The following is a 26,376-nucleotide window of genomic DNA, read 5'->3' as shown; positions in this document are numbered from 1 at the left end:
AAGTTGGAATATTATGAAAAATATATTAAAAATCATTTTATGTGTTCTTGTTTGTTACATAGCAATCGGACTTGGCTGGGTGACAAAAGACATCATTATTCATGAAAACGGTAAAGATGGAATTGCTATCTTAGGATACCATGGTGTCGTAAGTGAACAAGAAAAAAAAGAAAACTATGCATCAAATCCTTATTTTATGTCTATAAGTGAATTTGAAAAACAAATGAAATATTTAGCGGATAATAATTATCAATGTCTATCCATGGAAGATGTTGAAGCCTATTATCACGGAAAAAAAGAAGTATCTAAAAAAGCTGTATGTTTAACTTTTGATGATGGATATAAAAACTTTAACACTATTGTTAAACCTATTATAAAAAAATATAATTTGCAAGCTACAAACTTTGTCATTGGTTATAAAACCAAAACCAATAATCCACTTTACTTACAAACAAATGATTTGAAAAATGATCAATATGTTGAATACTACAGTCATTCTTATGATATGCACCATATTGGTCATTTACCCTATAAAAAGAAAATAGAAACCATGACAACAAATGAAATAAAAAAAGACTTTGAAAAAAACAAAGGCCTTGTTTCAACAGATTACTTTGCCTTTCCATATGGTGTCAGTTGTCAAAATGCACAAGATTATCTCAAATCAAGTTCTGTTAAACTAGCCTTTAGTTACAATCAAAATAGACATATGACATGCAATGATAAACAATACTTGCTTCCACGTTATCTTATGTTTTCTAATATGCCCTTCCCCCTATTTAAATGGTGGATAGAATAAAAGAACTATACGAATGAATCGTATAGCTCTTTTAATTGATAATTTTTAAAACATCTTCTTCATTTCTTACATTAAATATGTTTAATGTAAGAACATTTAATTTTTCTAGCGATGCATTTGTAATTTGTTTTTCTAAAGGTCTTGATAAAGTTCCTAGTTTCACTTTAAGCAGTTCTTTTAAAGTATTGAGTTTTCCTTCATCTCTAAGTAGTTTTTTACAAGTACTGTCACTTGCATTTCTTTAATGCACATCCGCTTTCCTCATATAAATTTTTTATATTAAGATTTTATACATTGCTTTTTGTTTATATTGTTTATCATATTTATAAGGAGTTTTTCTGATTTAATTGTATCATATGCTTAAAGATAATTTGTCTCATATTTGTTTCACATTTGTCTCATTTCTATTATCATTTTATCTTCTTTTTCCCTTCTTTCAATGGACAAATAGTCCAAAAAAAGAAGTCCCTTAGGACTTCTTGAAATACCTTTATCAAGTTTTATTTAATCACTCTTACATTAATAATTCCTTCAGCTGCTTCGATACGTTCAATAATATCTTGACGTACATCATCATTTGTATCAATTAATGTATAAGCATAATCCCCACGAGAACGGTTCACCATATTTTCTATATTTAAGTTGTGATCAGCAAATAATTTAGAAATACGTGCCAAGATATTTGGCATATTTTTATTGGTAATACATAGTCTTACTTTTGATTCTCTTGGTTGATTAACAGCTGGGAAATTCACAGAATTTTTAATATTTCCATTTTCTAAGAAATCTTTTAATTCTTGAACAGCCATTTTCGCACAGTTATCTTCACTTTCAGGAGTAGAAGCTCCTAAGTGAGGTAATACAATAATATTATCTTTTCCAATTAATTCTTGTGAAGCAAAATCAGTTATATATTTACTTAATTTACCTGATTCAACTGCTTCTAATAAATCCTCGTTTACAACTAAGTCCCCTCTAGCAAAGTTCAATAAACGTGCTCCGTCTTTCATTAATGCAAACTTTTCTTTATTTAACATACCCTTTGTATCTTTAGTACTTGGTACATGGACAGTAATGTAGTCACATGTTTTAAATATTTCATCCATATCTTTTGCTTGACGTACATGTTTTGATAAAGCCCAAGCAGAATTGACGGACATAAATGGATCATATCCATAAACTTCCATTCCTAGTTTATTAGCTGCATTTGCAACTAAAACTCCAATAGCACCTAAACCAATAACCCCTAATTTTTTACCTTCGATTTCAGGTCCTACAAAGTTTGATTTTCCTTTTTCTGCTGTCTTTCCTACATTTTCATCATCCTTTAAAGTATTGACCCATTCAATACTTTCAACGATCTTACGACTTGATAAAAATAAAGCACATAAAACAAGTTCTTTTACCGCATTCGCATTTGCCCCCGGTGTATTAAAAACAACAATTCCTTTTTCTGAACATTTTTCAACAGGAATGTTATTGACCCCCGCACCAGCTCTCGCAATCGCTTTAACATTTTTTGTAAATTCATATTCATGTAAAGATGCACTTCTAAGTAAAATAGCATCTTCATTTTCTAACGTTTCCCCATATTCATAATCTTCATTAAAATAATCCAATCCTACTGAAGATATTTTATTCATCAATTTAACCTTATACATACTTGACTCCTTATCGATTATTTTCTTCAAATTCTTTCATAAATGCGACAAGTTTTTCAACACCTTCATATGGCATTGCATTGTAAATAGAAGCACGAATTCCCCCTACAGAACGATGACCTTTTAAATTTGTCATGCCTGCTTCGATACTTTCTTTAACAAACTTCGCATCTAAATCTTTATTTGGTGTTGTAAAAGTCACATTCATAAGTGATCTATTTTCTTTATCACTATGTGCTTTATAGAAAGTCGATTGATCTAAATAGTCATAAACTAATTTAGCTTTCTTTTCATTTCTTTCTTTCATAACTTCTAATCCACCTAAAGAATCGATCCATTCAAGAACAAGTCCTAAAACATAAATTGCATAAGCTGGTGGTGTGTTATACATTGAATCATTTTTAATCATCAATTTATAATCTAATAAAACAGGTGTTGTTTTGGCAACATCTTGAAGTAAATCTTCACGAATAATTGCTACTCCTAATCCAGCAATTCCCATGTTCTTTTGAGCACCCGCATAAATCATCCCATATTTACTTACATCTACTGGTTTTGATAAAATATTAGATGACATATCCGCAATAATTGGTACCCCATTTGTTTCAGGTACATATTTCCATTCTGTTCCATAAATTGTGTTATTGGCACAGATGTGTAAATAAGATGCATCTTTAGATAAATCTAATTCATCTTGTGTTGGAATATGTTTAAAATCATTGCTACTACCATCATAAACAATATGAATATCCCCATATTTTTTTGCTTCTGCAGCTGCTTTTTTACTAAAAGCACCTGTAATCGCATAATCAGCTTTCCCATTCTTTAAAAGATTTAAAGGAACCATTGAAAATTGTTGAGTTGCTCCCCCTTGAATAAAAACAATTTTATAATTTTCAGGAACATTCATCACTTTCTTTAATAATCCTTTTGTTTTTTCAAAGATATCTAAGTAGGAAGAGGATCTATGACTCATCTCCATTACAGACATACCACTGCCTTCATAATTCAACATTTGTTTTGCTGCTTTTTCAAGTACAGCAACAGGCAACATTGAAGGACCTGCTGAGAAATTGTAAACTCTTTTTTCGGTCATATATAAAACCTTCCTTTCTTATTTGTATTGCTAACATTATATTGTATACAATTTTGTTTGTCTAGTGATATTGTATAAATTCATACAATTTATAATTTGTTATCAAATAGATAAAAAATTATAAATAAAAAGACAGATTACTCTGCCTTATATATATGCCAAACAAAAAGAATCATGCCAATCATTAAAGATACCATTGCCACAATCAAATAAGAATCAATACTTATAGATGAAATAGGAATATTTAACATCTTAATATAAAAAGATTTTGATATTTCAATTAATCCTATCATCATATAGTCAATCAAGGCTTTTACTAAAAGAACTATTGAAAAAACCAAAGAAAAACTTGATTTATTTAAATTATATAATCTAAAAAAACATAATAATATCCACAATAAAATAATTATTCTAAAAAATATTGATTGCATAATCGAATAAATAAAAACAAAGATTTTTGAAAAAGAACTTAACTTATTTTTCATACGATGAATCATTTTATTCCAAAACTGATTTTGTTTTAAAATATTCATAATTTGTTTTTCTTCAATAGATATATTCAATTCATCTTTGATCATTTTTTTACATAATGTAGAAAATTTTTGTAATTCTTTTTGATCTAATTTTATTTTATTTTTATTGGTATTTCGCATAGATTGATCAAAAGCATATCTATTTAATTGATAAAGAGCATCACTCTTTTTTATTTTATTTTGTAACTGATTTATTTGTTGAAAATTTGCATCTGTTTCTTCGTCTATAATTAAATCAATAATTTGATTGACAATAAGTGAATTAATATAATTATCACTGATTGTCTTTACACAAATTGTTTGAAATGTCATGGAGATCGTTAGTAGACACATTAAAACGACAACAACAATACAAGTTTTTAATTGTCTCTTTTTTTGCATTAAACTCACCTTATTTTTATTATACCTAATAATACAAAAAAAGAAACTGTTCTTTAAAGATGTAAAAAACAATTTCTATCATGATGATTATAAATCCCAATTGCTTCTAAATAAGAATAGATTGTAATACTTCCTACAAATGACATACCTTTTTTCTTTAAATCCTTAGAAATTTGATCTGATAACGTACTCGTTGTTTCATTTTCTTTTTTTTCATAAATAATTTTATCATTTGTATAAGCCCATAAATATTTAGAAAAAGAACCATATTCTTTCTGTATTTCAATAAATATTTGTGCATTTTTAACTGCTGCTTTAATTTTTCTAGAATTACGAATAATCTTTGGATTATTCATTAACTCATTTATTTTGCAATCATCATACATTGCTATTTTATTAACATCAAATTGATCAAAAGCCTCTTTAAAAGCTTCTCTTTTATGTAAAATAGTGATCCAAGAAAGCCCTGCTTGAAATGTCTCTAATAAAAACATTTCATACAATTTTTGATCATCATAAACAGGTTTTCCCCATTCATGATCATGATAATCAATATAAAGAGGATCATCATTGACCCATGAACATCTATGCATTTTTAACCTTTCTAAAATCAGTTAATTCAATTTGATACTCTTTAAGCCAATCTTTTAACCATGATGAACATAGAAAATCACATTCCATTGCCCTAATAAGCGTAAAAGATGAATGTGTTAGAATATATTGATCTAAATACCCTGGATGGAAAACCATCACGGATACATCATGATTTCTAATAAATTCTAAACTGTTTTCAATATATTCTTTTGGATCATAAAGCATTTGTTCATTAAGCTTGGCCATTGCAATACCATAAATATTATTTTCTTTTTCAAACTCTTGATCAAATAAAACATTTTCATAAAAAAGACCATATTTTTTAGCCACATTTCTTAAAGCTATAAAAAATTTTTGTGAAATAACAGCATGACATTCAAAATAATCAGGATCTTTTCCAGTGATTTCTTTAAAACGTAAATATTGTGCTTCAATTTCCATCTCAGCTTCTTCAATAACTACTGTATCTTCTTTTCTACTTCTAATTTCTCTTGATGAACAAAATTCACCATTTTCTTGAACTAAAGATGGTATAAGCTTAGGATCAGTTAAGGGTCTTCCCGCACAAATATTTGTATGTTGCCCTAAAGCAATATCAAAATCTTTTACAAGTTCATACCCATGGTTTGCATGTTCCATATTTGTCATCATCCCAACACTTGTAATAACACCCTCTTTAACTGCTTTATAAATTCCTAAATTGACTGCTTCACTAAATCCTAAATCATCAGCTCTCATAATCAATTTCATACTTTTGTCTCCTTTTCCTATCTTTAAGATAACTTTTAGCTTTCGCATATGTTTTTATATTTTTTTCTTTAATTGTTCTAATATGTTGAATAACATCTTTATTTAAAACAATACTTCTTTCTTTATGATAAGGATTAATGATAATTCCATCAAGTTTATCTTGATTTAAACACATTCTAGAATAATCATCAAAACTATAAACTGAACCTTTTTTATTTTTACATTTTTGATCTTTATTCATTTCTAATTGACTTGTATAAATTGGATAATATTTTTTATCATTTATTTGATAAATAGGAAAATCTTGATAATCAAATACAGCTAAAAAATAAGCTCTTGTCGCAAGTTGTTCAAATAAAATATCTAAATAATCATAGTGTTGACGATTAACTTGGTCTAATAAAAATTGAAGATAAGGATTATAAACTTCTTCTCGAGAAGAAGCTAAATGATTATTTTTATTCGTAAAGATATACCCTTGGTCTATTTCTTCTTGAAAACATTGATCAATCAATAATGCATAATAGTTTTGCTTAGAATCTACTTCTATCCATTCTTGAATCTCTACTTTTTCTTCATAGCCATAAGGACCTATCAAAAATAAAGAATCTAATTTTTGTATAATTCCATCAACTATTCCTAAAACAAACAATTCATCATTTTTATGTTCATAAATTCCTTCAACACAAAAAGAAAAGTACTCCTCTTTTTCAATTTTACTTTCTTTCTTAAATAATTTCATAGCATCACACCCTTTAATTATTATATTTATTTTATTTGTATTTTACATGAACTTTAGATACGCTTTTAAAACTTTTAAATGAGCAGTTGATAAAGGTAAAGCCTCTATTTCCTCTAAAGTATACATTCCTTCTATTTCATGTTCTAAAACAAAATGATAAACATGCATAAACCATATACGATGACTAAAAACATGTTTAATGTCTTTAATATGTGCTTGAATTATTAATTCTTGATGATACTTTTCTTGAAAAGAAGAAACAAAACTATAGGGACTTTCAACATCATATTGTACAAAACCATAAAAATTTTCTAATAATCCCCCTGGTGGATTTTGAATAAGTAAATATTTATCTTGATAAGTGATGATTCCTGTAATATAACTTATCTCTTGTTTTTTTATTTTTTTTATATTAATAGGTAAAACATCCATTTGTTTATTTTTAAAAGCTAAACATTCTTTTTGAATCGGACAACGAGAACAAAGTGGATGGACAGGTTTACAAATCGTTGCTCCTAAATCCATCATTCCTTGATTAAAAGCAGAAGCATCTTGATTTAAAATCAATTCTTGAACTATTTGATATATTTTCTTTTGTACTTTTGTTTCTGCAATATTTTCTTTAAGCAAATAATAGCGACTGATAATTCTTAAAACATTGCCATCTACAGCTGGAACTTGCTTTCCATAAGCAATTGAACTAATAGCACCGGCAGTATATTCTCCAATTCCTTTTAAAGATAAAATATCATTATATTCATAAGGAAATTTCCCTTGATATTTTTCAACAATTATTTGAGCACTTTCATGTAAATGCTTCGCACGTCGATAATATCCTAAACCTTCCCACATTTTATAGACTTCTTCTAAAGAAGCACTGGCAAGTGCTTCAATTGTAGGAAAGTTTTCTAGAAAACGCTCATAATAAGGGATAACTGTTTCTGTCGTTGTTTGTTGTAACATAATTTCACTGATCCAAATATGATATGGATTTTGGTCTTTTCTCCAAGGAAAGTCTCTTTTATTTTGTTGATACCATTGTATTAATTGTTTTTGCATTCTTTTCACCTTTATTTATTTTAAAGGATATTATTTCTTTTGAAAAGAAAAATATGGCTTTCGCCATATTTAAAGTAACATTAATAATGTTCCACCAACAAGAATCAAAAATCCAATCAATGATTTCTTATTTAATTTTTCATGGAAGACAACATATGAGAAAATAATTGTCACAACAATACTTAATTTATCAATTGGTACAACTATACTTGCTAGTCCTTCTTGAAGAGCCTTGTAATAACAAAGCCATGATAACCCTGTAGCAATTCCTGATAAACAAATAAAAAGTAATTCATGACGGTCTATCTCTTTGATGGCATGTTGTTTTCCTACAACAAACACAACGACCCATGACATGATTAAAACAACTACAGTACGAATAGCTGTTCCCAAATTAGAGTCAATATTTTGCATACCTACTTTTCCAAGTAAAGACGTTAAGCTTGCAAAAACAGCTGAAAGTAAAGCATAAATCAACCAACTTTTATGATGTGTCGTTGTTGAACTTTCTTTTTGATCAATCATTAAATACGTACCTGCACCAATTAGAATAACACACATCCATTTTAATAAAGTCATATCTTCTTTTAAGAAGATAAAAGCTAAAACAATTGTAAGAATTATACTTGATTTATCAATCGGTACGACTTTATTAACATCTCCTAATTGTAAAGCTTTAAAATAACAAAGCCATGATGATCCTGTCGCAAAACCAGATAAGATTAGAAAAATCCATGTATTTATTGAAATTGTTGAAATCTGATTTTGACTATGTACAATAAAAACCATTAACCATGAAAAAATCAAAACAACAATTGTACGTAATACTGTTGCTACATGAGAATCTGTTTTTTTAATTCCACACTTGGCAAGAATTGATGTAATTCCTGCAAACAAAGCTGATCCAAACGCATATAAAACCCACATAAATAAATCTCCCCAAAAAATTATAGTTCTTTATGCTTATTTTGTTAAGAATGCAATCTAAATCATAACAATTAATTAACATTAAATATATTTCTTTAAAACTTGAATAACAATATTCATATCAATTGGTTTAGCAATATGATCATTCATTCTAAATTCTAAAGCTTTCTTTTTATCTTCGGCAAAAGCATTGGCTGTCATCGCAATAATTGGAATATGTGATCTAATAGGATCATTCATTCTTCTTATTTTTTGAGTAGTATAATAACTATCTAAAATAGGCATTTGAATATTCATTAAAATCAAAGAATAATAATCTGTGGGCTGTTTTTCAATTTGTTCAATACACTCTACACCATTTTTAACACGATCAATAAACATTCCTTCTTCATTTAAAAGTTCTATTGCTATTTCAGCATTTAAATCATTATCTTCTACTAATAAAATTCTTTTTTATAATTATTTTGTAAAATATATGTATAAATTGAAAGGAATAAAGCAGCCACTAAAATGGTAAAAATAATTTCCCACCCTAAACGATGTTCTTTTTTTGAATTATTATATAGATCTTTTTTATTTTTCATAACTGCCCTCCTACAAAAAAACAGGAAAAATATGCACAAAGGTATGGTTTTCCTGTTTAATATAGTTGCAACTGGCTGTCATTTTAAAGACCCTATAGCTTTGCGTCACAATTTTTCAATTGCTTTGCCTATTAAGTTATCTTCATTATATTTTACCCAACAATCTATGTCAATTTATTGAAAATAAAAACGAATACTAATTCAGTATTCGCTTTAAAAAGTGTGATTTTTCAATAATCTTTTGACAATGTTTTTGATATAATTCATGTCCTTTGACCCATTCTTTAATTCGATTTGATGATTCCATCAAACAAATCGCACCAATAATAAAAAATGGTACTTGAGGAACAACAGGAAGCAATAATCCAACAAATCCTAATAATATAAAAAATACTCCTATAACAAATAAAAGACTACGATAAATGTATCTTAACTTCATATAACTGCCTCCTTTTTACAAACAAAAGAATAAGAAAGTTATATGAACAAGTCATGAACTAATTCTAAACAATTCTTAAAGATATTCTGGACTATTTCTTAAGAAATAATAATTGTTAAAAATTTTGTGTATGATTTATCAAAATCAATCATGTTACTTAAAAACATAAATAACCATTCATTATATTATTGAAAATCTTAAAGTAACTTCAGTAAATCTATTGGGTTTTCAAAAGTATATTGACTAGGAATATCTTGACAAGCAACACTTCCCCATTTAGCTAGTCCAAAATCAATGTTGGCATTTAAAGCAGCTTGATAATCCGAATAGGCATCTCCAATATAAATCACCTCATCAGAATTCAAATTTAATTTTTCTATACATTTTAATAAAGGCTCTGGATGAGGTTTATGATGCGTTGTATCATCTTCTAAAATAACAGCTGACATATATTGATCAATGCCTTTAGAAACAATATCAATTTCATATTGATCTCTTAACTTTGAAGAAACGATTGCTTGTTTAATTTTATGATTTTTAAAGGTTTCTAAAACTTCTTCAAATCCTTCAAATAAAGTAGCTCCCTCTTCATAGTCATTAACATATTGCACCCATCTAGCATAGGTTTTTTCTTGATCTTTAACACCTAATTCTTCCATGACCTTCATACCTGGATAGGCTGCAAATTTTAAAACTTGTTCAAAAGTCCAATCTTCTCCCGTTTCTTCTTTAATGATTTTCATCAATGGATACATGTTCATATTCAATGTATTTAACAAAGTTCCATCAATATCATAAATAATTGCTTCATATTTTTTCATTTCTTTCAATCCTTTCCTTTAATAAATAAACAACCCCTCTATAAACTAATCCATCAAATAACATAGAAGAAACATCTTCATGAAAATAAAGATTTTCAAAACAACTTTGATTTATTTCATTTAATACTTTTTCAATAATATTTTTTTCATATCGCCATTTTAAATCTAATGAGAGTTCTAAACGCTTTGGATCAATCATTGTAAAAACTATACTTAGCAACAAACTAAGAATCTCATTAAATTCTTCTTGGTTTTGACATTCACGAATTTGTTGATTGATTGTTTTCCCTTTTAAAGATATCAACCCTATTTCCCCCATGATTCCACTTCTTCCATAAAGTGGTTCATCTTTATAGAAATAAGAACTTCCTATACCTACTTCATTAATATACAAATAATAAGTAGAATCTTGTTGATAAGTAAAATAACATCCTTGATGAATCATCTTAACATCATTTTGTAATTGAAGAGGAATGTTTATTTCTTTTTTGATATCTTTTAACCATTGATGTTTTTCAAGAACATTATGATGATCCGTCACATAGACATCTTCATAAACAATACCTTCTACTGCTATTTGACAACAATGTATCTTTTCTTGATCAATTAAATCTTTGATAGTCTTTTTCAATTCATCCTCACTTTGATAAAATAGAATACCCTCTTTTTTTATTTCATTAAAATTTCTTAATTGATAAATAACTTTATCTACTTGAACATAAAGACAAAGAATCAAATAATTCTTTTCATTTAATGCAAAGCGTGTTGGACATCTTCCTCCACTTGATAAATCATTTCCTACTTCTTGAATCAATTGTTTTTCTTGAAGCGTTCTTACCATATTACGAATACTTGGTTGGGATAATTGTAGATTTTCTACCAATTCATTCATTGTTGAACTGTTATGAAGATAAAGATATTTTAAAATAGCTAATAAATGTTTTTTCTTTGTTTCTTTTAATGCATTCATATTCTCACCTTTACTTTTATTATACTATAATAAAAGTAAATTAAAAGAAAAACCAGAATCATCTGGCTTTAGGTTTAAAATAACGTGTCATATCCACACCTTCATGTTTTAATAAAGCGATTTTTTTATCAATACCTCCTGCATATCCCGTTAAACTGCCATTTGTACCAACGACACGATGACAAGGAATAATAATTGAAATAGGATTATGCCCTACAGCATTTCCTACTGCTTGTCCTGACATTTTTTCTTTATGCATTTTTTGAGCTACAACTTTTGCAATTTTTCCATAAGTTGTGACTTCACCATAAGGTATTTCACAAAGTATCTTCCACACTTCTTGTCTAAAATCACTACCTTGTGGTTTTAATGAGAGTTCTTTAATATTTGGTTTTTCTCCTTTGAAATAGCGATTTAACCATTCTTTTGTTCTATGCAGTATTTCTATTTGATCATTAATAATGGTTTCTTCTTTTAATGTTGCTTGAAAATATTTTTGTCCTTCTAACCACAATCCTATTAAATTTTTTTCATCACTTACTAAAAATAAAGTTCCCACGGGTGATTTATATGTTGTTTGATAATACATAATCTTTTCTCCTAAATATCTTGTATATTATTTTGATGACTAAAAAGCTGTTTTTGATATTGTTTTGGTGTAATGCTCATTCTTTTTTTAAAGCTTTGAATAAAATGACTGACATCGTTAAAACCAACTTCTAAAGCAATTTGTGAAATGGTTGTTTTTTCTTTCCCTAATAGTTCTAAACTTTTTTTAATACGATAATTGATTAAATATTCATACGGTGTTGTTTGAAGAACTTGCATAAAAAGTCTTCCACAATGACCAACACTCATATTTCCATAAGAAGCAATTTCTTCAAGAGAAATATTTTCTTGATAATGTAAATGAATAAAAGCGAGACATTTTGTAAACTATGATGATAATCTTGTAAAGTATTTTCTTCATGATCTGCTTGTAATAAAAGATAATACATAAATTGAACAAGTTGTGTTGCTAAATAGTATTCTTTATGTTTTTCTTGATAAAATTCAAAAGATACATGATTGATGTTTTTAATAATGTCGATTATTTCTTTTTGTTTTAAAAGACAAATTCCAATGTTCATTTGTTCAATTTCTTTTTCCATAGGACCTTTTTCATAAAAATTAATAAAACTTTTTGGAAAAAGAAAAGAACGATAATGTGCTGTTTCTACTTCGATAAACTGATGAAATACTCTTTGAGAAATAAAAACAGCTTCTCCTTGAGGAACTTCTATCGTTTTTCCAAGTGAAATAATTTTTATAATTCCTTCTAAAACATAAGTTATTTGCATATCTTCATGCCAATGCATTTCTTGAAAACGCATACGCGGTGGAATTGTTTTTTTATTATTACAATCAAGAGCAAGAAAAGGAAAATTGGTATGAATACGTGGATTTTTTACAAATAAATCATAAGAGTTATAATCTTGCATCCAATCACCCCTTTTCTTTTATTTTAATCTATTTATTTAAAAAATTCATTAAAATCTTTTGGTGATTCTTTTCTATTTGATAAAGTATATGTACGTTTTGATTACACCACTTTTCTTCATTTTTCCTCCACATTTGGTAATAACATTGAACAAGCAAGAGCAATTGCACAAACAATTGTCATAATAATAAAAGCATAATTTAAACCATAAGCATCTGAAACATAGCCAAGAACAGGACATAATGCTGCGCCAATACTTACCACTAAACCTAAAGTAATACCAGAGGCAAATCCAGTATGATTAGGTATATACTTTTGTTCTAAAACAACCATTGGACTATAAGAAAGACTTTCACCACATATCATGAAAATAAGCATTATTAAGGCAATCACGAAATGACTTGTATTAGTAAAAATAAAGATTGCAGGTAAGAAGATACAAAAACTAAGACGTACCATTTTACGATGTCCAAAACAATCGGCAATTCCTCCACCTAAAAAAGTAATCGATCCTATTCCATAAAAAACACTCAATAACATACTTGCGAATGAATTTGATTTAGAAAATTGTTGAATAAAATAAAACGCTAAGAATGTGGAAATTCCATTAGAAAGAATAGAACGACTAAAAACAACACAACATAATTTAATAAAACCACTCCAATCATCATTTTGTTCACTTTTTACTTCTTCTTTCTTTTCAACTTCTAAAACATCCAAATTTTCAAAATCTTTATCAAAGAAAGAACAAACAATTCCAAAAACAATACCAGGAATCAAGAAAAGAATTGTTCCTTTCATCCCAAATAAATTCATTAAAAAAGCTGTATAAACTGGTCCTAATGTAAAACCAACCTTACCACCAAAAGAGAAAATACTCATTCCTTTTCCTTTGGCATTTTTACTAGGAACACTATTGAAAAGTTTGGCAGCTTGAGGATGGAACATCGCTACTCCAATTCCACTCATAATGACTACAATCCATAATCCAAAGAAATTAGAAATAAAACCCGTAACTGCCATTCCACCTGAAGCAAGTAATACGCCTAATGTCATATATAATAGTTTATTCTTTTTATCCGATAACATCCCAATAAATGGTTGAACGAAAGCTCCAAAAACATTTGATACCGTAACTAACATGGCAGCTGTTGTATAATCATAATGATATGTTGCAATTAAAAATGGTAATACAGCAGATAAAATACTTTGATTAATGTCTGAACATAAATGTCCTAAAGATAAAATATATTTATAGGGAGATATCCACAAAAAGCACTAAAAAATATAACAATATCAACATTTATATAAGAATATAAAAAAAAGATGCCGAAGCATCTTTCTCATTAATAATTTTCTGCATGAACTTCAAAGTATGCTTGTGGATGATTACATACTGGACAAACATCAGGTGCTTTTTCACCAACAACGATATGTCCACAGTTACGACATTCCCAAACTTTGACTTCACTTTTAGCGAAAACTTCTTGCATTTCTACATTATGTAATAAAGCTCTATAACGTTCTTCATGATGTTTTTCAATTTCTCCAACTTTGCGGAATTTAGCAGCAAGTTCTGGGAAACCTTCTTCTTCTGCAGTTTTTGCGAAACCTTCATACATATCAGTCCATTCGTAGTTTTCACCTTCAGCTGCAGCCGCTAAATTTTCTGCTGTATTTCCAATACCATTTAATTCTTTAAACCACATTTTAGCATGTTCTTTTTCATTATCAGCTGTTTTTAAAAATAATGATGAGATTTGTTCAAAACCTTCTTTTTTAGCTTTTGAAGCAAAGTAAGTATATTTATTTCTTGCTTGAGATTCTCCCGCAAATGCTTCCATTAAGTTTTTTTCTGTTTGTGTTCCTGCATATTTATTAGCCATATTATATCTCCTCTTTTCTATTCCTTGTTAGGAATAATTCCTACTTATATATTAATTCAACTCATCCTATTTGTCAATAAAAATGAATAGAAATAAAAGTGAGGCTATTTAACCTCACTTCGTTCAACCCATTTAATACATACATCTTTTCCATATTATAAACTTTTTTTAAATCTTTATTAATATACAAAAAAATCTAACATTTGATTGTTAGATTATTTGACACCGTGTGTTGTATTTTCATCATAATGATATGTATCAACCATTTGATGAACTTCTTTTCTAATATTACTATCTTCATCATAAGCCACTTGATAAAGATGATCTAATTGATCAAAGAAATCATGAGATAACTCAATAGGTTTACCAATATGAATCATCTTATTAGGTGTTGTTTGCATACCTTCTTCTTTCATCAACATTTCTTCATATAACTTTTCACCAGGTCTTAGACCAATAAATTTAATTTCAATATCTACATTTGGCTCTAATCCCGATAATTTAATTAAGTTTTTAGCCATATCTAAAATCTTAACAGGTTTTCCCATATCTAAGACAAAGATTTCCCCACCATGAGCATAAGCACCTGCTTGTAATACAAGTGAAACAGCTTCAGGAATCGTCATAAAATAACGAATAATATCAGGATGAGTAATTGTAATTGGTCCTCCATTTTGAATTTGTTTTTTAAATAATGGAATAACTGATCCATTAGATCCTAATACATTTCCAAAACGTACAGCTACAAATTCTGTTTTTGATTTCTTATCAAATGATTGAACAATCATTTCACATAATCTTTTTGAAGCACCCATAATATTGGTTGGGTTAACAGCTTTATCTGTTGAAATTAAAATAAACTTTTTAACTCCATATTGATCTGCAGCTTTAGCAACATTTAAAGTTCCAAAAACATTATTTTTAATTGCTTCATGTGGTGCATCTTCCATTAAAGGTACATGCTTATGAGCTGCTGCATGATAAACAATATCTGGATGGTAATAAGCAAATAAATCATTGATCTTATTTTGATCTCTAACAGAAGCAATCATTGTTTCTAAATTTAATTTAGGATATTTACGTTGTAATTCTAATTGAATATCATAAGCATTATTTTCATAAATATCTACAATAATTAATTGTTTAGGATGACTCTTAGCAATTTGTCGACATAACTCACTACCAATAGATCCTCCACCACCAGTAACCATGACAACTTTATCTTGAACATATCCCATAATTTCTTCTAAGTTTACTTTAATAGGATCTCTTCCAAGTAAATCTTGAACTTCTACATCTTTTAATTTTTCTAAAGTAATTTCATCATTTAAGAATTGATAAATACCTGGTAATTTTTTTAATTTACATTTAGTTTCTTTACAAATATTTAAAATTTCAGAAACTTCTTTATCATCAATAGAAGGTAAAGCAATATAAATTTCATCTACATGATATTTTTCAGCTTGTTGCAAGATTTCATTTCTTCCTCCAACAACAGGTACATTATGGATTCTTCTTCCTTTTTTAGATAAATCATCATCAATAAAACATACCACTTCTTTATTGATTTTTGGTGTAACTAATGTTTCTCTTAAAATCTTTTCACCAGCTGAACCAGCACCAATAATCATGACACGACTTTCTATATGTTCTCCTCTACCTAATAAATGGTGTCTAGAAGCATATAATCTTAAAAAACGATATCCAAATCTAGCTCCACCAACAAGCATAAGCAAGATAAGTAAATAAAGGAACACCGTACTAATAGGTGGGGTCACCGGACAAATCGTACATAAAATACAATAAACAATCGTACTTAAAAATGATGCTATAATAACATTTAATAATTCATTGACAGAAGCATATCTCCATAAACTATCATATAATCTTAATAAGACAAAAAAGATTAAGCTACTAACAATTAAACCACTTAATAAATAATAAGAATATCGTAAAAAACTTAATTCTATATGACCGTTATAAGCAATAATAGATGATAAAAAGAAAGCAATAATGACACTTAAAATATCAAAAGCGACTAAGCAAGTTTTTCTTATTAAAATCTAACTTCTTTCTTTTGTCATAAAATCCCCTCTCTTAATTTTTGACATTTTTATTTTCACTTTCTAAGTAGAATAATAAAATATTAACTATAATCATTATAATGTCCAAAATAAAAATAACAATAATTATTTTGTTCTTTTTACTAAACGACATTATTTGACACTCAACAACACTATCATTCATTTTTTGTATTCAAATACTACCATATCAATATTCTTAATACAATTCATTTCTATTGATTTTTCAAACTAATTGATAGATAATATCAATTAGTATTGGAGGAGATTTCATGTCTTTTATTGATATACATGGTCATTATGCTTGGAATATTGATGATGGTATACCATCTTATGAAGATGCAAGAAAAGCTTTAGAGCTTGCTAGAGAAAATAGAATAAGTGCAATCGTTGCTACACCACATGTAACTCCCGGTGTTCATACTAAAGATGATATTCATGATTTTATTCAAAGAATTGATGATTTAAGAATGCTAGCAACTGAATATAATATTGATATATTAGATGGCTGTGAATTATTTCTTAATCATGATTATCAAAAAGCTCTAGATCAAAATCTTTTTATTCCTATCGAAAACACACAATATGTTTTAGTAGAATTTGATGTACGAAAAGAAATAGGAAATGAACAAGAAGTAGAAGAAAGATTATATGATGTACAATTTAAAGGTTATACTCCTATTATTGCTCATGTTGAAAGATATTTTAAAAATGGAATAGATATTGAAAGAGTAAATGGTTTTATTGAAAGTGGTTGTATTATTCAAGTAAATGCTACAAGCTTTTTAGGGTATCATGGTAAACAAGCTAAAAAAATAGCTTTTCAACTATTAGATGAAGGCTTGATCCATGTAATTGCTACAGATACGCATCGAGCTACTGGTTCTCGAAAACCTTGTTTAAATAAAATATTTTATTTACTTGAAAAAAAATATAATTATCATGCTATTCATACTTTAATGTCAGAAAATCCTTTACATATTTTAAAAAATGAATGGTTAGAACCGGTCTATGCAAGAGAATCATTTTTTAAAAAATTAGCTAAAAAACTTAAATCTAAATAATTCAAAAGGAGTCAACAAAGACTCCTTTTATTTATTCCTATAAAAACTTAAAAAGTAAGCGTCAATTTATAAGCATAGAATAAAAGAAGTTTAACAACTTTTATTGTTTAAACTTCTTTTGTAATTTATTAAAATACTTTTTTCTTTTTTAAGATAATAATTGCTAGTAATGATACCAAACATCCCATTGTAAGTAATTCAACTGGTGTTTGATCACCTGTTTTTGTACTCTTTTGAGTTGTATTTTTGACAACAGTTGTCGTAACATTATTTGTTTTGTTGTTTGCATCATCTTTTTTATCTGTTGTTGGTTTTTGACTTGAATTGTCATCTTTTCCAGTATCTGGTTTTGAATTATCATCTTTAGAATTACTAACTGTAAATACTGTTTCAACATTTCCTAATGTAGAAGTAATTTTAATCGTATATTCTCCATTATCTAATGTTTTTAAATATTCTTCACTTAAAATAATGTTTACTTTGTTAGAAACATTTTCAATTGTATAGTATTTTGTATCTAATTCTTTACCATTAACAAATACTTTTAAAACATTTCCTTTAGAAACATTCATTGTAATTTTCAATGGTTTTGAATCTTTAACATCATATTTACTATTTTCACCAGCAATAATTTGTGCTCTTTCTTGAACATTAATTAAAGCTGTTCCAACTTTACCATCAATTCCTGAATATTTAACACTTACTTCTTTTGTATCTTTTGTGATTTTTTCTTTTGGATTTTCAAATACCCAACCTTCAGGTAATTTAATTGTATCTAATGTATCACCAACGAAACCATTTAATTCTAATCCAGATTTTTCTAAATCTTTTTCGAAAATTCTTTCTTCAACTGTAAGTAAAACTTCTCTTCTTGTTCTTGCAGCTGTTGTATTTCCTTTTTCATATACTGTGTAATATAAATTATATGTTCCTGGTTTTAATGATTTTAAGGCTTCTTGATCATCTTTACCTGTACATAATAGTGATACATGTGTGTTTCCACCAACATTTGTGAACATTGGTTCATCATTAATAGAGTAATCAACAACAGTTCCTTCATCAACAGTAATACCTGCTAATAAATCTGGCATGTCTCCTTCTGTCATCGTAACATCTTTTTCACCACTAATTTTATAAGCATTTGCATAGAAAGTATCCGCATCTTTTTGTTGTTGTTCATTTCTAGCATAGCGAACATAATCTACTTCAAATTTTGTTCCTGCTAAGTTTTCACCTGCAGCACCAGGCCAAGCTCCACCTAAAGCCAAATTAAATTCAATATATTGCGGTCTATCGATACATTCTAAAGCTCTTTGATCATCACTATAATCAACTGTTCTTACAATTTGATCATCTACATACCATTCAATTTTTCCTTTTGACCAATTGATTCCAAAAACATGATAATCATCATTAAAGATACCACTTGGTAATGTATAACAAGTACCATGTCCAGCATACTTTCCATCATCTTCACCATTAGTACCATAATGAAGTGTTTGATAAACTTGTTTATTACCATTAACCCCACCAGCAGTTCCATTACCAATTAATTCCATGATATCTATTTCACCACTATCGGGCCATCCAATACCTTGAGCAATGTTACCATCTAAATGAAAATCAGAACCTAAGGTCCAAAACGCTGGAAATACTGCTTGACCTTTAGGTAATTTAGCTTTCATTTCAATTCTTCCATATAAGAATTCTTGTTTACCATGAGTTCTTACACTTCCTGAATCATAAATAACTTTTCTTGTTGTATCTCCTTGTGTTACTTCATATTGATCTTCTGTTTTTCTATTTGTTGCTTTAATAACTAAATTTCCATCTTCAAGATAAACATTATCTTTACTATTTGTATAATGTTGTTGTTCTAAACCACGAATATGTCCTAATTCATAACCCCAATTCTTTTTATCTAATTCACTTTCATTAAATTCATCAGCCCATACAAGATTATAATTGTCATCTTCATTTGTCACTTCTGTTAAAGAAACATTATCAACAAATACTTTTCCTTTATATGTAGCATCACTTGTTGATTCAGTCCATTTCATAAAACAAACTGTTAAATCAGTAGAATTTTTACCATTAAAAATACTTTCTTGGTCTCCTGTATCGATATCTAATTCAATATCTTGATATTGTCCTTTATTTTCTTCTGTACATTTTACTGTAACTTCATTGTTATTTACAAGATATTGTGCATTCTTTTTTAAGTTGACAAACATTGTTTGTCCTACTTCTGTTAATTGCACTTTTGCCTTTAGTTTATATTTTGTATTTTTCTTTAAATTAACTGTTTGATAAATATTAGCATTTCCATTATTTTCTGGTAAAAAACCACACCAGCTTCCTTCATATGAACATCCTGGCCATTTTGTAAATCTTGCATTTGTGACTTGCCATGATGTACGACTATTTATTTCATATCCTGATGAAGGATTTGTACCATTTTCAAAAGAACCATTTTTAATAAGTTCTCGATCTAATTCAATTAAATCTTGTTTATCATTAGGTAAAACAGTAAGTATAACTGCTCTTCTTGTTGATGGTTTTGTAGAATCAGTACTACTTCTAGCTGTATAGTATAAGTTATATTTACCTGGTTTTAATTTCTTTAAACTTTGTTTATCATTTTTACCTGAACAAACTAAATCAACAGAAGTAAGTCCACCTTTTGATTTAAATGAATATTCATTATCAATTGAATAATCTAAAATACTATCTTGATCAGAAGTCACACCTTCTAATAAATTAGGTGTTTCACCTTCTGTCATTGTCACATCATGTTCACCATTGATTTTGATTGCATTTTCATAGTATTCCTTAGAATCTGCTTTTTGTTGAGCATTTTGACCATAATAAACATAATCAATTTCATATTTTTGCCCTGCAAGATTATCTCCAGCATCTCCTGCCCAGTTTCCACCAGTTGCTAGATTCATTTGAATATATTGTGGTCTGTTAAAACATCTTTTATATTCTTCATTATTGCTATAATCAATAGATCCTACAATTTTATTATCAACATAAAATTCCATTTTATTTTTAGACCAATTAAGACCAAAAATATGATAATCATCATTAAAGATTCCTTCTGGTAATGTATATGTTGAAATAGATTTTGAATGATCTACATCTGTAGCTGAACCAGCATGTAAAGTTTGATAAACTTTTTTATTACTTTTTCCATTTAAATCTTCATTTTCTGCACCAATCATTTCCATGATATCGATTTCACCGCAAACTGGCCACGAAGCACCTTGTTCACTGCTAATTCTACCATCTAACGTAAAATCTGAACCTAATGTCCAAAAAGCAGGGAAAGCACCTTTTCCTTTAGGAAGTTTTGCTTTCATTTCAATTCTTCCATATAAAAATTCTCTTTTCCCATGAGTTCTAACACTTCCTGAATTATAAATAACTTGTCTATTTCCTCTTGGATTTTTATATTGATCTTCTTTATCACGATTAGTTACTTGTAATACTAATTGACCATCTTTAACATAAACATTTTCTGGATCATTAACATAATGTTCTTGTTCAACACCTCTAATAGAACCTAATTCATAATCCCAATTTGATGTATCTAATTGATTTTCATTAAAGTCATCAGCCCAAACCATTTCATATTGATCATCTTCTGAAGCATCGCTTACTGCTTTAACTGATACATCATCGATCCATACTTCTTCATCAATAATATCTTGATTTCCATTTCTTTCTGTCCATTTAATAAAAGCAATAGATCCAGAAGTATTATCACCTGAATTAAAAGTAAATTCTACATCTTGATATTGACCTGCTTTATCTTCTGATGAAGAAATCGTCGTTTCAATCGTTTTTCCATTATTATCTTTTAATCCTGCACTTAATTGACCATTTTTTACTGCTAAAAATACTTGACCTTTCGCATTAGAAATTTTTACTTTTCCTTTAACAACATAATCTGTATTTTTCTTAAAACTTACTCCTTGATAAACTGCGGCATTATTAGAATTTGATGATAACTTTCCATAATAATTTCCATTATCATTTCCAAATGTACCTGTACCTGTTTTAGACCATGAAGCACCATTATTATCAAAACTTCCATTAACAATTAAATCACCATTACGATCTAATTTAACTAAATCATACTCATGGGCAACTTGTGAAGTTGCACCTTGAGTCGTATTTTCAGCAAAAACCATTGCTGAATACGAACTAAGCATTGACATTGACGTCAATACAGATAAAACAACTTTACTTATCTTTTTATTTTTCATATTATTTCCTTTCCTTGCTTATCTAATAATTGTTACTCTTTTTTTAACAAAAAATAAAGACCAAATAAGATACACTAAAAAAAGTGTAAGTTATTTGGTCTTGCCTACTTAAAGTAACAATCCATATTTACATCTTGTATTTTAACATAGAGTTTTTGTCTATGCAAGGGGTTACATTTAATTTAAATCAATTAAAAAAGTTGAGTTTCCTCAACCTTTTTATAAATTTTCACCATTAGAAGCAATAACTTTCTTATACCAATCATAAGAATCTTTTTTGCTCCTTTTTAATGTTCCATTACCTTCATTATCTCTATCTACATAGATAAATCCGTAACGTTTTTTCATTTCACCTGTTGTAAATGAAACACAGTCAATACATCCCCAAGGAGTATATCCCATTAAATCAACACCATCTTCTTCAACAGCTTTTTTCATTTCTTCGATATGAGCTCTTAAGTAATCAATACGATATGGATCATGGCATGAACCATCTTCTTCTTTAACATCAATTGCTCCAAAACCATTTTCTACAATAAATAATGGTTTTTCATATCTTTCATAGAACATATTTAATGCATATCTTAATCCTTCTGGATCAATAGCCCATCCCCAATCTGATTCTTTAATATATGGGTTTTTAACTGAATGTTCACTTGAACCATCTGTTGATTTTGAAACATCTTTTGTGACTGTTGAATCTACAACATTTGTCATATAATAACTAAATCCAATATAATCAACAGTACCTTCAGCTAATGCTTTTTTATCTTCTTCAGTGATATCAATATTGAATCCTTTTCTTTCAAACATTTTTAAAGCATAAGCAGGATAATGTCCACGACATTGTACATCGCAGAAGAAAAAACGATCATGCATTTGTTGTTGTGCTAATACTTGATCAGCTGGACGACAACTAAATGGATAAATTGGAACCATTGCAATCATATTTCCAATTTTGAAATCAGGATTGATTTCTTTACCAATTTTTACTGCTTTAGCAGATGCTACTAATGTATGATGTCCACAGATATACATTGCTTCTTCTGGATTATCATAGTTTCCAAAATGAGCTCCACTGTTTGTCCAACCAAAGATATCGTTTTTAAAGTTCATTTGGTTATTAATTTCATTGAATGTCATCCAATATTTAACTTTATTTTTATATCTTTTGAAACATACTTCTGCAAATTTAACAAAGAAATCAATTGTTTTACGGTTCATAAATCCACCGTATTCTTTAGCTAAATGATAAGGCATTTCAAAGTGTGATAATGTGATAACAGGTTCAATACCATATTTTAATAATTCATCAAAAACATCATCATAGAATTGTAATCCTTCTTCGTTAGGTTCTTTTTCATCCCCTAATGGGAAAATTCTTGTCCAAGCAATAGAAGTTCTAAAACATTTAAATCCCATATCCGCAAACATGGCGATATCTTCTTTATAATGTCCATAGAAATCAATACCAACATGGTTAGGATAGTATTTACCTTCTACTACACCATCAGTGATTTCTCTAGGTACACCATGTGCTCCTGCAGTCATGACATCCGCTACAGAATATCCTTTAGAAGTATTTAATACTCCCCCTTCAAATTGATGAGCAGCTAACGCTCCACCCCATAAAAAGTCTTTTTGTAAAGCCATATACTACCTCCGTCTTCTTTTTTCATCATTATACCATAAGGTTATAAATCTATAAAATATTCTCTTATCATTTAAACCAACATTTACAAAAATCAGCTTATAAAAGTAATCATTGTAAATAATATTTACAAAAAAAGCTAGAGAGTATTCTCTAACTTTTAAAATAAAACATAAATATATTGATAAATAAGAAGCTTTAATGATGAATTATTTTCTTGAATCAATGTTAAACACTCTTCAACATAATTTCTAATTTCATCTAATTCCTCTTGTAAAATCACAGTATTTGAATAAGCTGCTTTTAAAGCGATATATCGATAATTATTTTCTATTTCTGAATTATACTGTTTTAATTCATTTAAATAATCATAATAAGCAATATATTTTTTATTTATATTTTCTTGAGATAAAAGTTTTTCTCTTTGTTTTAAAAGATATTTTCTTCTTAAAACAAGGATAATAGTTGCAATAACAAAGAATAACACAAAGATTACCACAATAAATATAACTTTATGATCTTCACTTTGGTTTTGTACTTCTTTTTTCTTTATATCCTTTTTAGTCTTTTTCTTTTTTTTCTTTTCTGTTTGCTTATTTTCACTATTACTTTGTGTGTTACCTTGTGATTTTTGTTCTTTATTTTCAGGATTTGGTTCACTACTTTGTGAGTTTTGTTGACTACTTTGACTTCCACTACTATTTGAACCTTGTTGATCATTTGAATTTGATTTTTGTTCTTCAATATTTTGTTGATTCGTTTCTTCCGCTTTTCCAGCTGCCGGTTCATCCATCGGATCACTTCCAGAAGCATCACCAGATCCCGGAGTCGCTTCAATCATTACCCAACCAACACCTTTTACATAAACTTCGACCCAAGCATGTGCTTTTGCTTGAGTAACAGCAGCAACATTGCCCCCTTTAAAATCACTTTCATCTAAAACAAATCCCGTCGTATAACGAGCTGGAATATTTATAGTACGTAATAATAAGGCTGCACTTGAAGCAAAATGCATACAATAGCCTTTTTTATTTTCTAACAAGAAATATAAAACAGGGTCTTGATCACTTGGACAACTACCTGGATGTAATGTATAAACACATTGACTAGCAAGTAGATTTTTAACAAGTGTTACTTTTTCATAGATTGTCATTTCTTCATGATAACCCGCTTGATTTAATAAATTTAATAATTGATTTTTTATATCTTGTGAAACACCTAGATAATTTTCTTCTACAAATTGATCATATTGAGGTGTTGTATAATCCCCTGAAGCATTTAATAAGTCACTAGATGAAACACCTATTTTTACATTCGTATGTCTTGATGAACTTTGACCTTTTGAATAGCTATCTAATTTAAACGTTTCTCCATCATAACTATAATAAGGATAATATTTATAAGGAACTCTTTTGAAATGTAAATAAGCTAAATGATTTCTTTTAGCGATAAAATGTTCATGTGTTTTTTCAACATCTACATGTCTCATTCCTGGTAAAGAAATGACTAAAGATAGAATTGGTAAAATAAGTAAAATATATGTACAAATAAGCAAAGAATAAACAGATGTCGTTAAATATAAAAATAACACAACGCCTAATATACTAAAGTATTTGATTCTACCATTTCTCATATTTTTATTTTTGGTTCCTTTACTTCTTTTAAAATACTTTTAATAACGTCTTGAATAACAACATCTTTAACTTTTGCATCATAGGTTAAAATCAAACGATGTGACAATACATCATAAATAACTTTTTTAATATCATCAGGAATAACATAATTTCTATGATCCATATAAGCTATTGCTTTCACCATTTTTAATAAAGAAATAGATGTACGTGGAGAAGCCCCTTGTTGAATCAATTCATGATCACGTGTTTTATGAATAATTCTTACAATATAATCATAAATCTTATCATCCACATAAACTTGATCTACTTGTTTTTGTAATTCTATTATATCTTGCGGTTTACATACAGATCGAATGATATCTAAAGGATTTTCTTGACTTTTTCTTTTTAAAATTTCAATTTCATCTTCTAATGAGGGATACCCCATTGTAAGTCTCACCATAAAATGATCTAATTGTGAATCTGGTAATAATTGTGTTCCTGCTGATCCATAAGGATTTTGTGTAGCCAGGACTGTAAATGGTTGTGGTAATTGATAAGTGATACCATCAACTGTTGTTCTTCCTTCTTCCATTACTTCTAATAAAGCAGATTGTGTTTTAGGAGATGTTCTATTTATTTCATCTGCTAAAAATAAATTACACATGATAGGTCCTTCTTTATATTCAAAATCATTGGTTTTTTGATTATAAATAATAAAACCTGTAACATCTCCTGGTAAGACATCACTTGTAAATTGCATACGATGAAAATCTAAAGATAAAGCTTTAGAAAGTGCTAACGTTAAATTTGTTTTCCCAACACCAGGTATATCTTCTAATAAAACATGACCCCTTGCTAAAATACAAGCCAATATTTTTTTAATATGTTCATCTTTTCCAACGACCGCCTTTTTGACCTCGTTAATTACTAATTCTAATTCATTCATTCTTTTTCTCCATATTGCTTTC

At 28.3% G+C, this 26,376-nt stretch carries 26 protein-coding genes and 1 riboswitch; of the genes, 2 read left to right on the top strand and 24 right to left on the bottom strand.

Translation table 11 applies throughout. From position 1 onward, the window contains the following. The first annotated feature begins 13 nt into the window (after positions 1 to 13). Positions 14 to 799, top strand: a complete 786-nt coding sequence (locus tag OCV55_RS11340; protein ID WP_147580666.1) for a polysaccharide deacetylase family protein — start codon at positions 14 to 16, stop codon at positions 797 to 799. Between the two features lie 31 nt (positions 800 to 830). Here OCV55_RS11340 and OCV55_RS11335 read toward each other — a convergent pair whose 3' ends face one another. From OCV55_RS11335 to OCV55_RS11240, 20 genes are all read right to left on the bottom strand, one after another. Continuing rightward, positions 831 to 962, bottom strand: a complete 132-nt coding sequence (locus tag OCV55_RS11335) for a hypothetical protein (RefSeq protein WP_267309919.1) — start codon at positions 960 to 962, stop codon at positions 831 to 833. Between the two features lie 337 nt (positions 963 to 1,299). Beyond that, entirely contained in the window at positions 1,300 to 2,460 is a 1,161-nt protein-coding gene (locus OCV55_RS11330) for a phosphoglycerate dehydrogenase (protein ID WP_117575490.1), read from the bottom strand. A gap of 10 nt (positions 2,461 to 2,470) precedes the next feature. Continuing rightward, on the bottom strand, positions 2,471 to 3,556 hold the full coding sequence (serC, locus tag OCV55_RS11325; RefSeq protein ID WP_119362771.1) for a 3-phosphoserine/phosphohydroxythreonine transaminase: 1,086 nt from the start codon (positions 3,554 to 3,556) through the stop codon (positions 2,471 to 2,473). A gap of 137 nt (positions 3,557 to 3,693) precedes the next feature. Continuing rightward, complete coding sequence (locus OCV55_RS11320) at positions 3,694 to 4,470, bottom strand: hypothetical protein (RefSeq protein ID WP_147580665.1); 777 nt, start codon at positions 4,468 to 4,470, stop codon at positions 3,694 to 3,696. 53 nt (positions 4,471 to 4,523) lie between these two features. Next, complete coding sequence (locus OCV55_RS11315; protein ID WP_032089481.1) at positions 4,524 to 5,063, bottom strand: DNA-3-methyladenine glycosylase I; 540 nt, start codon at positions 5,061 to 5,063, stop codon at positions 4,524 to 4,526. Continuing rightward, positions 5,056 to 5,814 carry a ChbG/HpnK family deacetylase gene (locus tag OCV55_RS11310; RefSeq protein ID WP_147580664.1) on the bottom strand — a complete coding sequence of 253 codons (759 nt, stop codon included), beginning with the start codon at positions 5,812 to 5,814 and terminating at the stop codon, positions 5,056 to 5,058. Before OCV55_RS11310 ends, OCV55_RS11315 begins: the two co-directional genes overlap by 8 nt. After that, complete coding sequence (locus OCV55_RS11305; protein ID WP_147580663.1) at positions 5,792 to 6,556, bottom strand: SseB family protein; 765 nt, start codon at positions 6,554 to 6,556, stop codon at positions 5,792 to 5,794. Before OCV55_RS11305 ends, OCV55_RS11310 begins: the two co-directional genes overlap by 23 nt. Positions 6,557 to 6,598: 42 nt before the next feature. Further along, positions 6,599 to 7,615 carry an A/G-specific adenine glycosylase gene (gene mutY / locus OCV55_RS11300; RefSeq protein WP_032089478.1) on the bottom strand — a complete coding sequence of 339 codons (1,017 nt, stop codon included), beginning with the start codon at positions 7,613 to 7,615 and terminating at the stop codon, positions 6,599 to 6,601. 69 nt (positions 7,616 to 7,684) lie between these two features. Further along, a complete protein-coding gene (locus OCV55_RS11295) occupies positions 7,685 to 8,542 on the bottom strand; it encodes an EamA family transporter (protein ID WP_147580662.1) in 858 nt (285 codons plus the stop codon). Positions 8,543 to 8,623: 81 nt separating this feature from the next. After that, the gene (locus OCV55_RS11290; protein ID WP_267309920.1) at positions 8,624 to 8,947 is read right to left on the bottom strand and encodes a response regulator; all 324 of its coding nucleotides are present in this window, start codon (positions 8,945 to 8,947) and stop codon (positions 8,624 to 8,626) included. Positions 8,948 to 8,979: 32 nt separating this feature from the next. Further along, positions 8,980 to 9,126: a hypothetical protein gene (locus OCV55_RS11285; RefSeq protein ID WP_267309918.1), complete on the bottom strand. Its 147-nt coding sequence runs from the start codon at positions 9,124 to 9,126 to the stop codon at positions 8,980 to 8,982. Between the two features lie 63 nt (positions 9,127 to 9,189). Then, positions 9,190 to 9,265: riboswitch (cyclic di-GMP riboswitch) on the bottom strand. A gap of 57 nt (positions 9,266 to 9,322) precedes the next feature. Further along, a complete protein-coding gene (locus OCV55_RS11280; RefSeq protein WP_052010789.1) occupies positions 9,323 to 9,565 on the bottom strand; it encodes a DUF454 family protein in 243 nt (80 codons plus the stop codon). A gap of 197 nt (positions 9,566 to 9,762) precedes the next feature. After that, positions 9,763 to 10,386 (bottom strand): HAD family hydrolase, encoded by a 624-nt coding sequence (locus tag OCV55_RS11275; protein WP_147580660.1) that lies wholly within the window; start codon positions 10,384 to 10,386, stop codon positions 9,763 to 9,765. Then, on the bottom strand, positions 10,373 to 11,356 hold the full coding sequence (locus OCV55_RS11270) for an ROK family protein (protein WP_147580659.1): 984 nt from the start codon (positions 11,354 to 11,356) through the stop codon (positions 10,373 to 10,375). The genes OCV55_RS11275 and OCV55_RS11270 overlap by 14 nt, the downstream gene beginning before the upstream one ends. A gap of 58 nt (positions 11,357 to 11,414) precedes the next feature. After that, a complete protein-coding gene (locus tag OCV55_RS11265) occupies positions 11,415 to 11,945 on the bottom strand; it encodes a methylated-DNA--[protein]-cysteine S-methyltransferase (protein ID WP_147580658.1) in 531 nt (176 codons plus the stop codon). A gap of 11 nt (positions 11,946 to 11,956) precedes the next feature. Further along, positions 11,957 to 12,184: a helix-turn-helix domain-containing protein gene (locus tag OCV55_RS11260; protein WP_267309917.1), complete on the bottom strand. Its 228-nt coding sequence runs from the start codon at positions 12,182 to 12,184 to the stop codon at positions 11,957 to 11,959. A gap of 26 nt (positions 12,185 to 12,210) precedes the next feature. Next, positions 12,211 to 12,837, bottom strand: coding sequence for a cupin domain-containing protein (locus tag OCV55_RS11255; protein ID WP_147580656.1), 627 nt, complete (start codon positions 12,835 to 12,837; stop codon positions 12,211 to 12,213). Positions 12,838 to 12,953: 116 nt separating this feature from the next. Beyond that, complete coding sequence (locus OCV55_RS11250) at positions 12,954 to 14,108, bottom strand: MFS transporter (RefSeq protein WP_147580655.1); 1,155 nt, start codon at positions 14,106 to 14,108, stop codon at positions 12,954 to 12,956. 74 nt (positions 14,109 to 14,182) lie between these two features. Next, positions 14,183 to 14,722 carry a rubrerythrin gene (gene rbr, locus OCV55_RS11245; protein ID WP_147580654.1) on the bottom strand — a complete coding sequence of 180 codons (540 nt, stop codon included), beginning with the start codon at positions 14,720 to 14,722 and terminating at the stop codon, positions 14,183 to 14,185. Between the two features lie 215 nt (positions 14,723 to 14,937). Continuing rightward, a complete protein-coding gene (locus tag OCV55_RS11240) occupies positions 14,938 to 16,779 on the bottom strand; it encodes a polysaccharide biosynthesis protein (RefSeq protein ID WP_394802870.1) in 1,842 nt (613 codons plus the stop codon). A gap of 296 nt (positions 16,780 to 17,075) precedes the next feature. Between OCV55_RS11240 and OCV55_RS11235 the strand changes: the two genes are divergently transcribed. After that, positions 17,076 to 17,867 carry a tyrosine-protein phosphatase gene (locus OCV55_RS11235; RefSeq protein WP_147580652.1) on the top strand — a complete coding sequence of 264 codons (792 nt, stop codon included), beginning with the start codon at positions 17,076 to 17,078 and terminating at the stop codon, positions 17,865 to 17,867. A 128-nt stretch (positions 17,868 to 17,995) separates the two neighbouring features. Here the strand turns inward: OCV55_RS11235 and OCV55_RS11230 are convergent, their stop codons facing one another. The 4 genes from OCV55_RS11230 to OCV55_RS11215 all read right to left on the bottom strand — a co-directional run bounded on the left by OCV55_RS11230 (position 17,996) and on the right by OCV55_RS11215 (position 26,354). After that, positions 17,996 to 22,141, bottom strand: a complete 4,146-nt coding sequence (locus OCV55_RS11230; RefSeq protein ID WP_147580651.1) for a family 16 glycosylhydrolase — start codon at positions 22,139 to 22,141, stop codon at positions 17,996 to 17,998. Between the two features lie 219 nt (positions 22,142 to 22,360). Then, positions 22,361 to 23,794, bottom strand: coding sequence for a 6-phospho-beta-glucosidase (locus OCV55_RS11225; RefSeq protein WP_147580650.1), 1,434 nt, complete (start codon positions 23,792 to 23,794; stop codon positions 22,361 to 22,363). Between the two features lie 158 nt (positions 23,795 to 23,952). After that, positions 23,953 to 25,383 (bottom strand): transglutaminase-like domain-containing protein, encoded by a 1,431-nt coding sequence (locus tag OCV55_RS11220; protein WP_267309916.1) that lies wholly within the window; start codon positions 25,381 to 25,383, stop codon positions 23,953 to 23,955. A 38-nt stretch (positions 25,384 to 25,421) separates the two neighbouring features. Beyond that, positions 25,422 to 26,354, bottom strand: coding sequence for an AAA family ATPase (locus OCV55_RS11215; RefSeq protein ID WP_147580648.1), 933 nt, complete (start codon positions 26,352 to 26,354; stop codon positions 25,422 to 25,424). Positions 26,355 to 26,376: the final 22 nt, after the last annotated feature.

Origin of the sequence: [Clostridium] ammoniilyticum (assembly GCF_025566905.1) — a bacterium.
GTDB lineage: Bacteria > Bacillota_I > Bacilli_A > Erysipelotrichales > Coprobacillaceae > Faecalibacillus > Faecalibacillus intestinalis.
This window is presented reverse-complemented; position numbering and strand designations above follow the sequence as displayed.

What these genes read in the sequence shown, in the direction of transcription:
- OCV55_RS11340 (WP_147580666.1), top strand. Translation starts at nt 14, where the DNA reads ATGAAAAATATATTAAAAATCATTTTATGTGTTCTTGTTTGTTACATA.
- OCV55_RS11330 (WP_117575490.1), bottom strand. Translation starts at nt 2,460, where the DNA reads ATGTATAAGGTTAAATTGATGAATAAAATATCTTCAGTAGGATTGGAT.
- serC (WP_119362771.1), bottom strand. Translation starts at nt 3,556, where the DNA reads ATGACCGAAAAAAGAGTTTACAATTTCTCAGCAGGTCCTTCAATGTTG.
- OCV55_RS11320 (WP_147580665.1), bottom strand. Translation starts at nt 4,470, where the DNA reads ATGCAAAAAAAGAGACAATTAAAAACTTGTATTGTTGTTGTCGTTTTA.
- OCV55_RS11315 (WP_032089481.1), bottom strand. Translation starts at nt 5,063, where the DNA reads ATGCATAGATGTTCATGGGTCAATGATGATCCTCTTTATATTGATTAT.
- OCV55_RS11310 (WP_147580664.1), bottom strand. Translation starts at nt 5,814, where the DNA reads ATGAAATTGATTATGAGAGCTGATGATTTAGGATTTAGTGAAGCAGTC.
- OCV55_RS11305 (WP_147580663.1), bottom strand. Translation starts at nt 6,556, where the DNA reads ATGAAATTATTTAAGAAAGAAAGTAAAATTGAAAAAGAGGAGTACTTT.
- mutY (WP_032089478.1), bottom strand. Translation starts at nt 7,615, where the DNA reads ATGCAAAAACAATTAATACAATGGTATCAACAAAATAAAAGAGACTTT.
- OCV55_RS11295 (WP_147580662.1), bottom strand. Translation starts at nt 8,542, where the DNA reads ATGTGGGTTTTATATGCGTTTGGATCAGCTTTGTTTGCAGGAATTACA.
- OCV55_RS11285 (WP_267309918.1), bottom strand. Translation starts at nt 9,126, where the DNA reads ATGAAAAATAAAAAAGATCTATATAATAATTCAAAAAAAGAACATCGT.
- OCV55_RS11280 (WP_052010789.1), bottom strand. Translation starts at nt 9,565, where the DNA reads ATGAAGTTAAGATACATTTATCGTAGTCTTTTATTTGTTATAGGAGTA.
- OCV55_RS11275 (WP_147580660.1), bottom strand. Translation starts at nt 10,386, where the DNA reads ATGAAAAAATATGAAGCAATTATTTATGATATTGATGGAACTTTGTTA.
- OCV55_RS11270 (WP_147580659.1), bottom strand. Translation starts at nt 11,356, where the DNA reads ATGAATGCATTAAAAGAAACAAAGAAAAAACATTTATTAGCTATTTTA.
- OCV55_RS11265 (WP_147580658.1), bottom strand. Translation starts at nt 11,945, where the DNA reads ATGTATTATCAAACAACATATAAATCACCCGTGGGAACTTTATTTTTA.
- OCV55_RS11260 (WP_267309917.1), bottom strand. Translation starts at nt 12,184, where the DNA reads ATGCAAGTTCTTCAAACAACACCGTATGAATATTTAATCAATTATCGT.
- OCV55_RS11255 (WP_147580656.1), bottom strand. Translation starts at nt 12,837, where the DNA reads ATGCAAGATTATAACTCTTATGATTTATTTGTAAAAAATCCACGTATT.
- rbr (WP_147580654.1), bottom strand. Translation starts at nt 14,722, where the DNA reads ATGGCTAATAAATATGCAGGAACACAAACAGAAAAAAACTTAATGGAA.
- OCV55_RS11235 (WP_147580652.1), top strand. Translation starts at nt 17,076, where the DNA reads ATGTCTTTTATTGATATACATGGTCATTATGCTTGGAATATTGATGAT.
- OCV55_RS11230 (WP_147580651.1), bottom strand. Translation starts at nt 22,141, where the DNA reads ATGAAAAATAAAAAGATAAGTAAAGTTGTTTTATCTGTATTGACGTCA.
- OCV55_RS11225 (WP_147580650.1), bottom strand. Translation starts at nt 23,794, where the DNA reads ATGGCTTTACAAAAAGACTTTTTATGGGGTGGAGCGTTAGCTGCTCAT.
- OCV55_RS11215 (WP_147580648.1), bottom strand. Translation starts at nt 26,354, where the DNA reads ATGAATGAATTAGAATTAGTAATTAACGAGGTCAAAAAGGCGGTCGTT.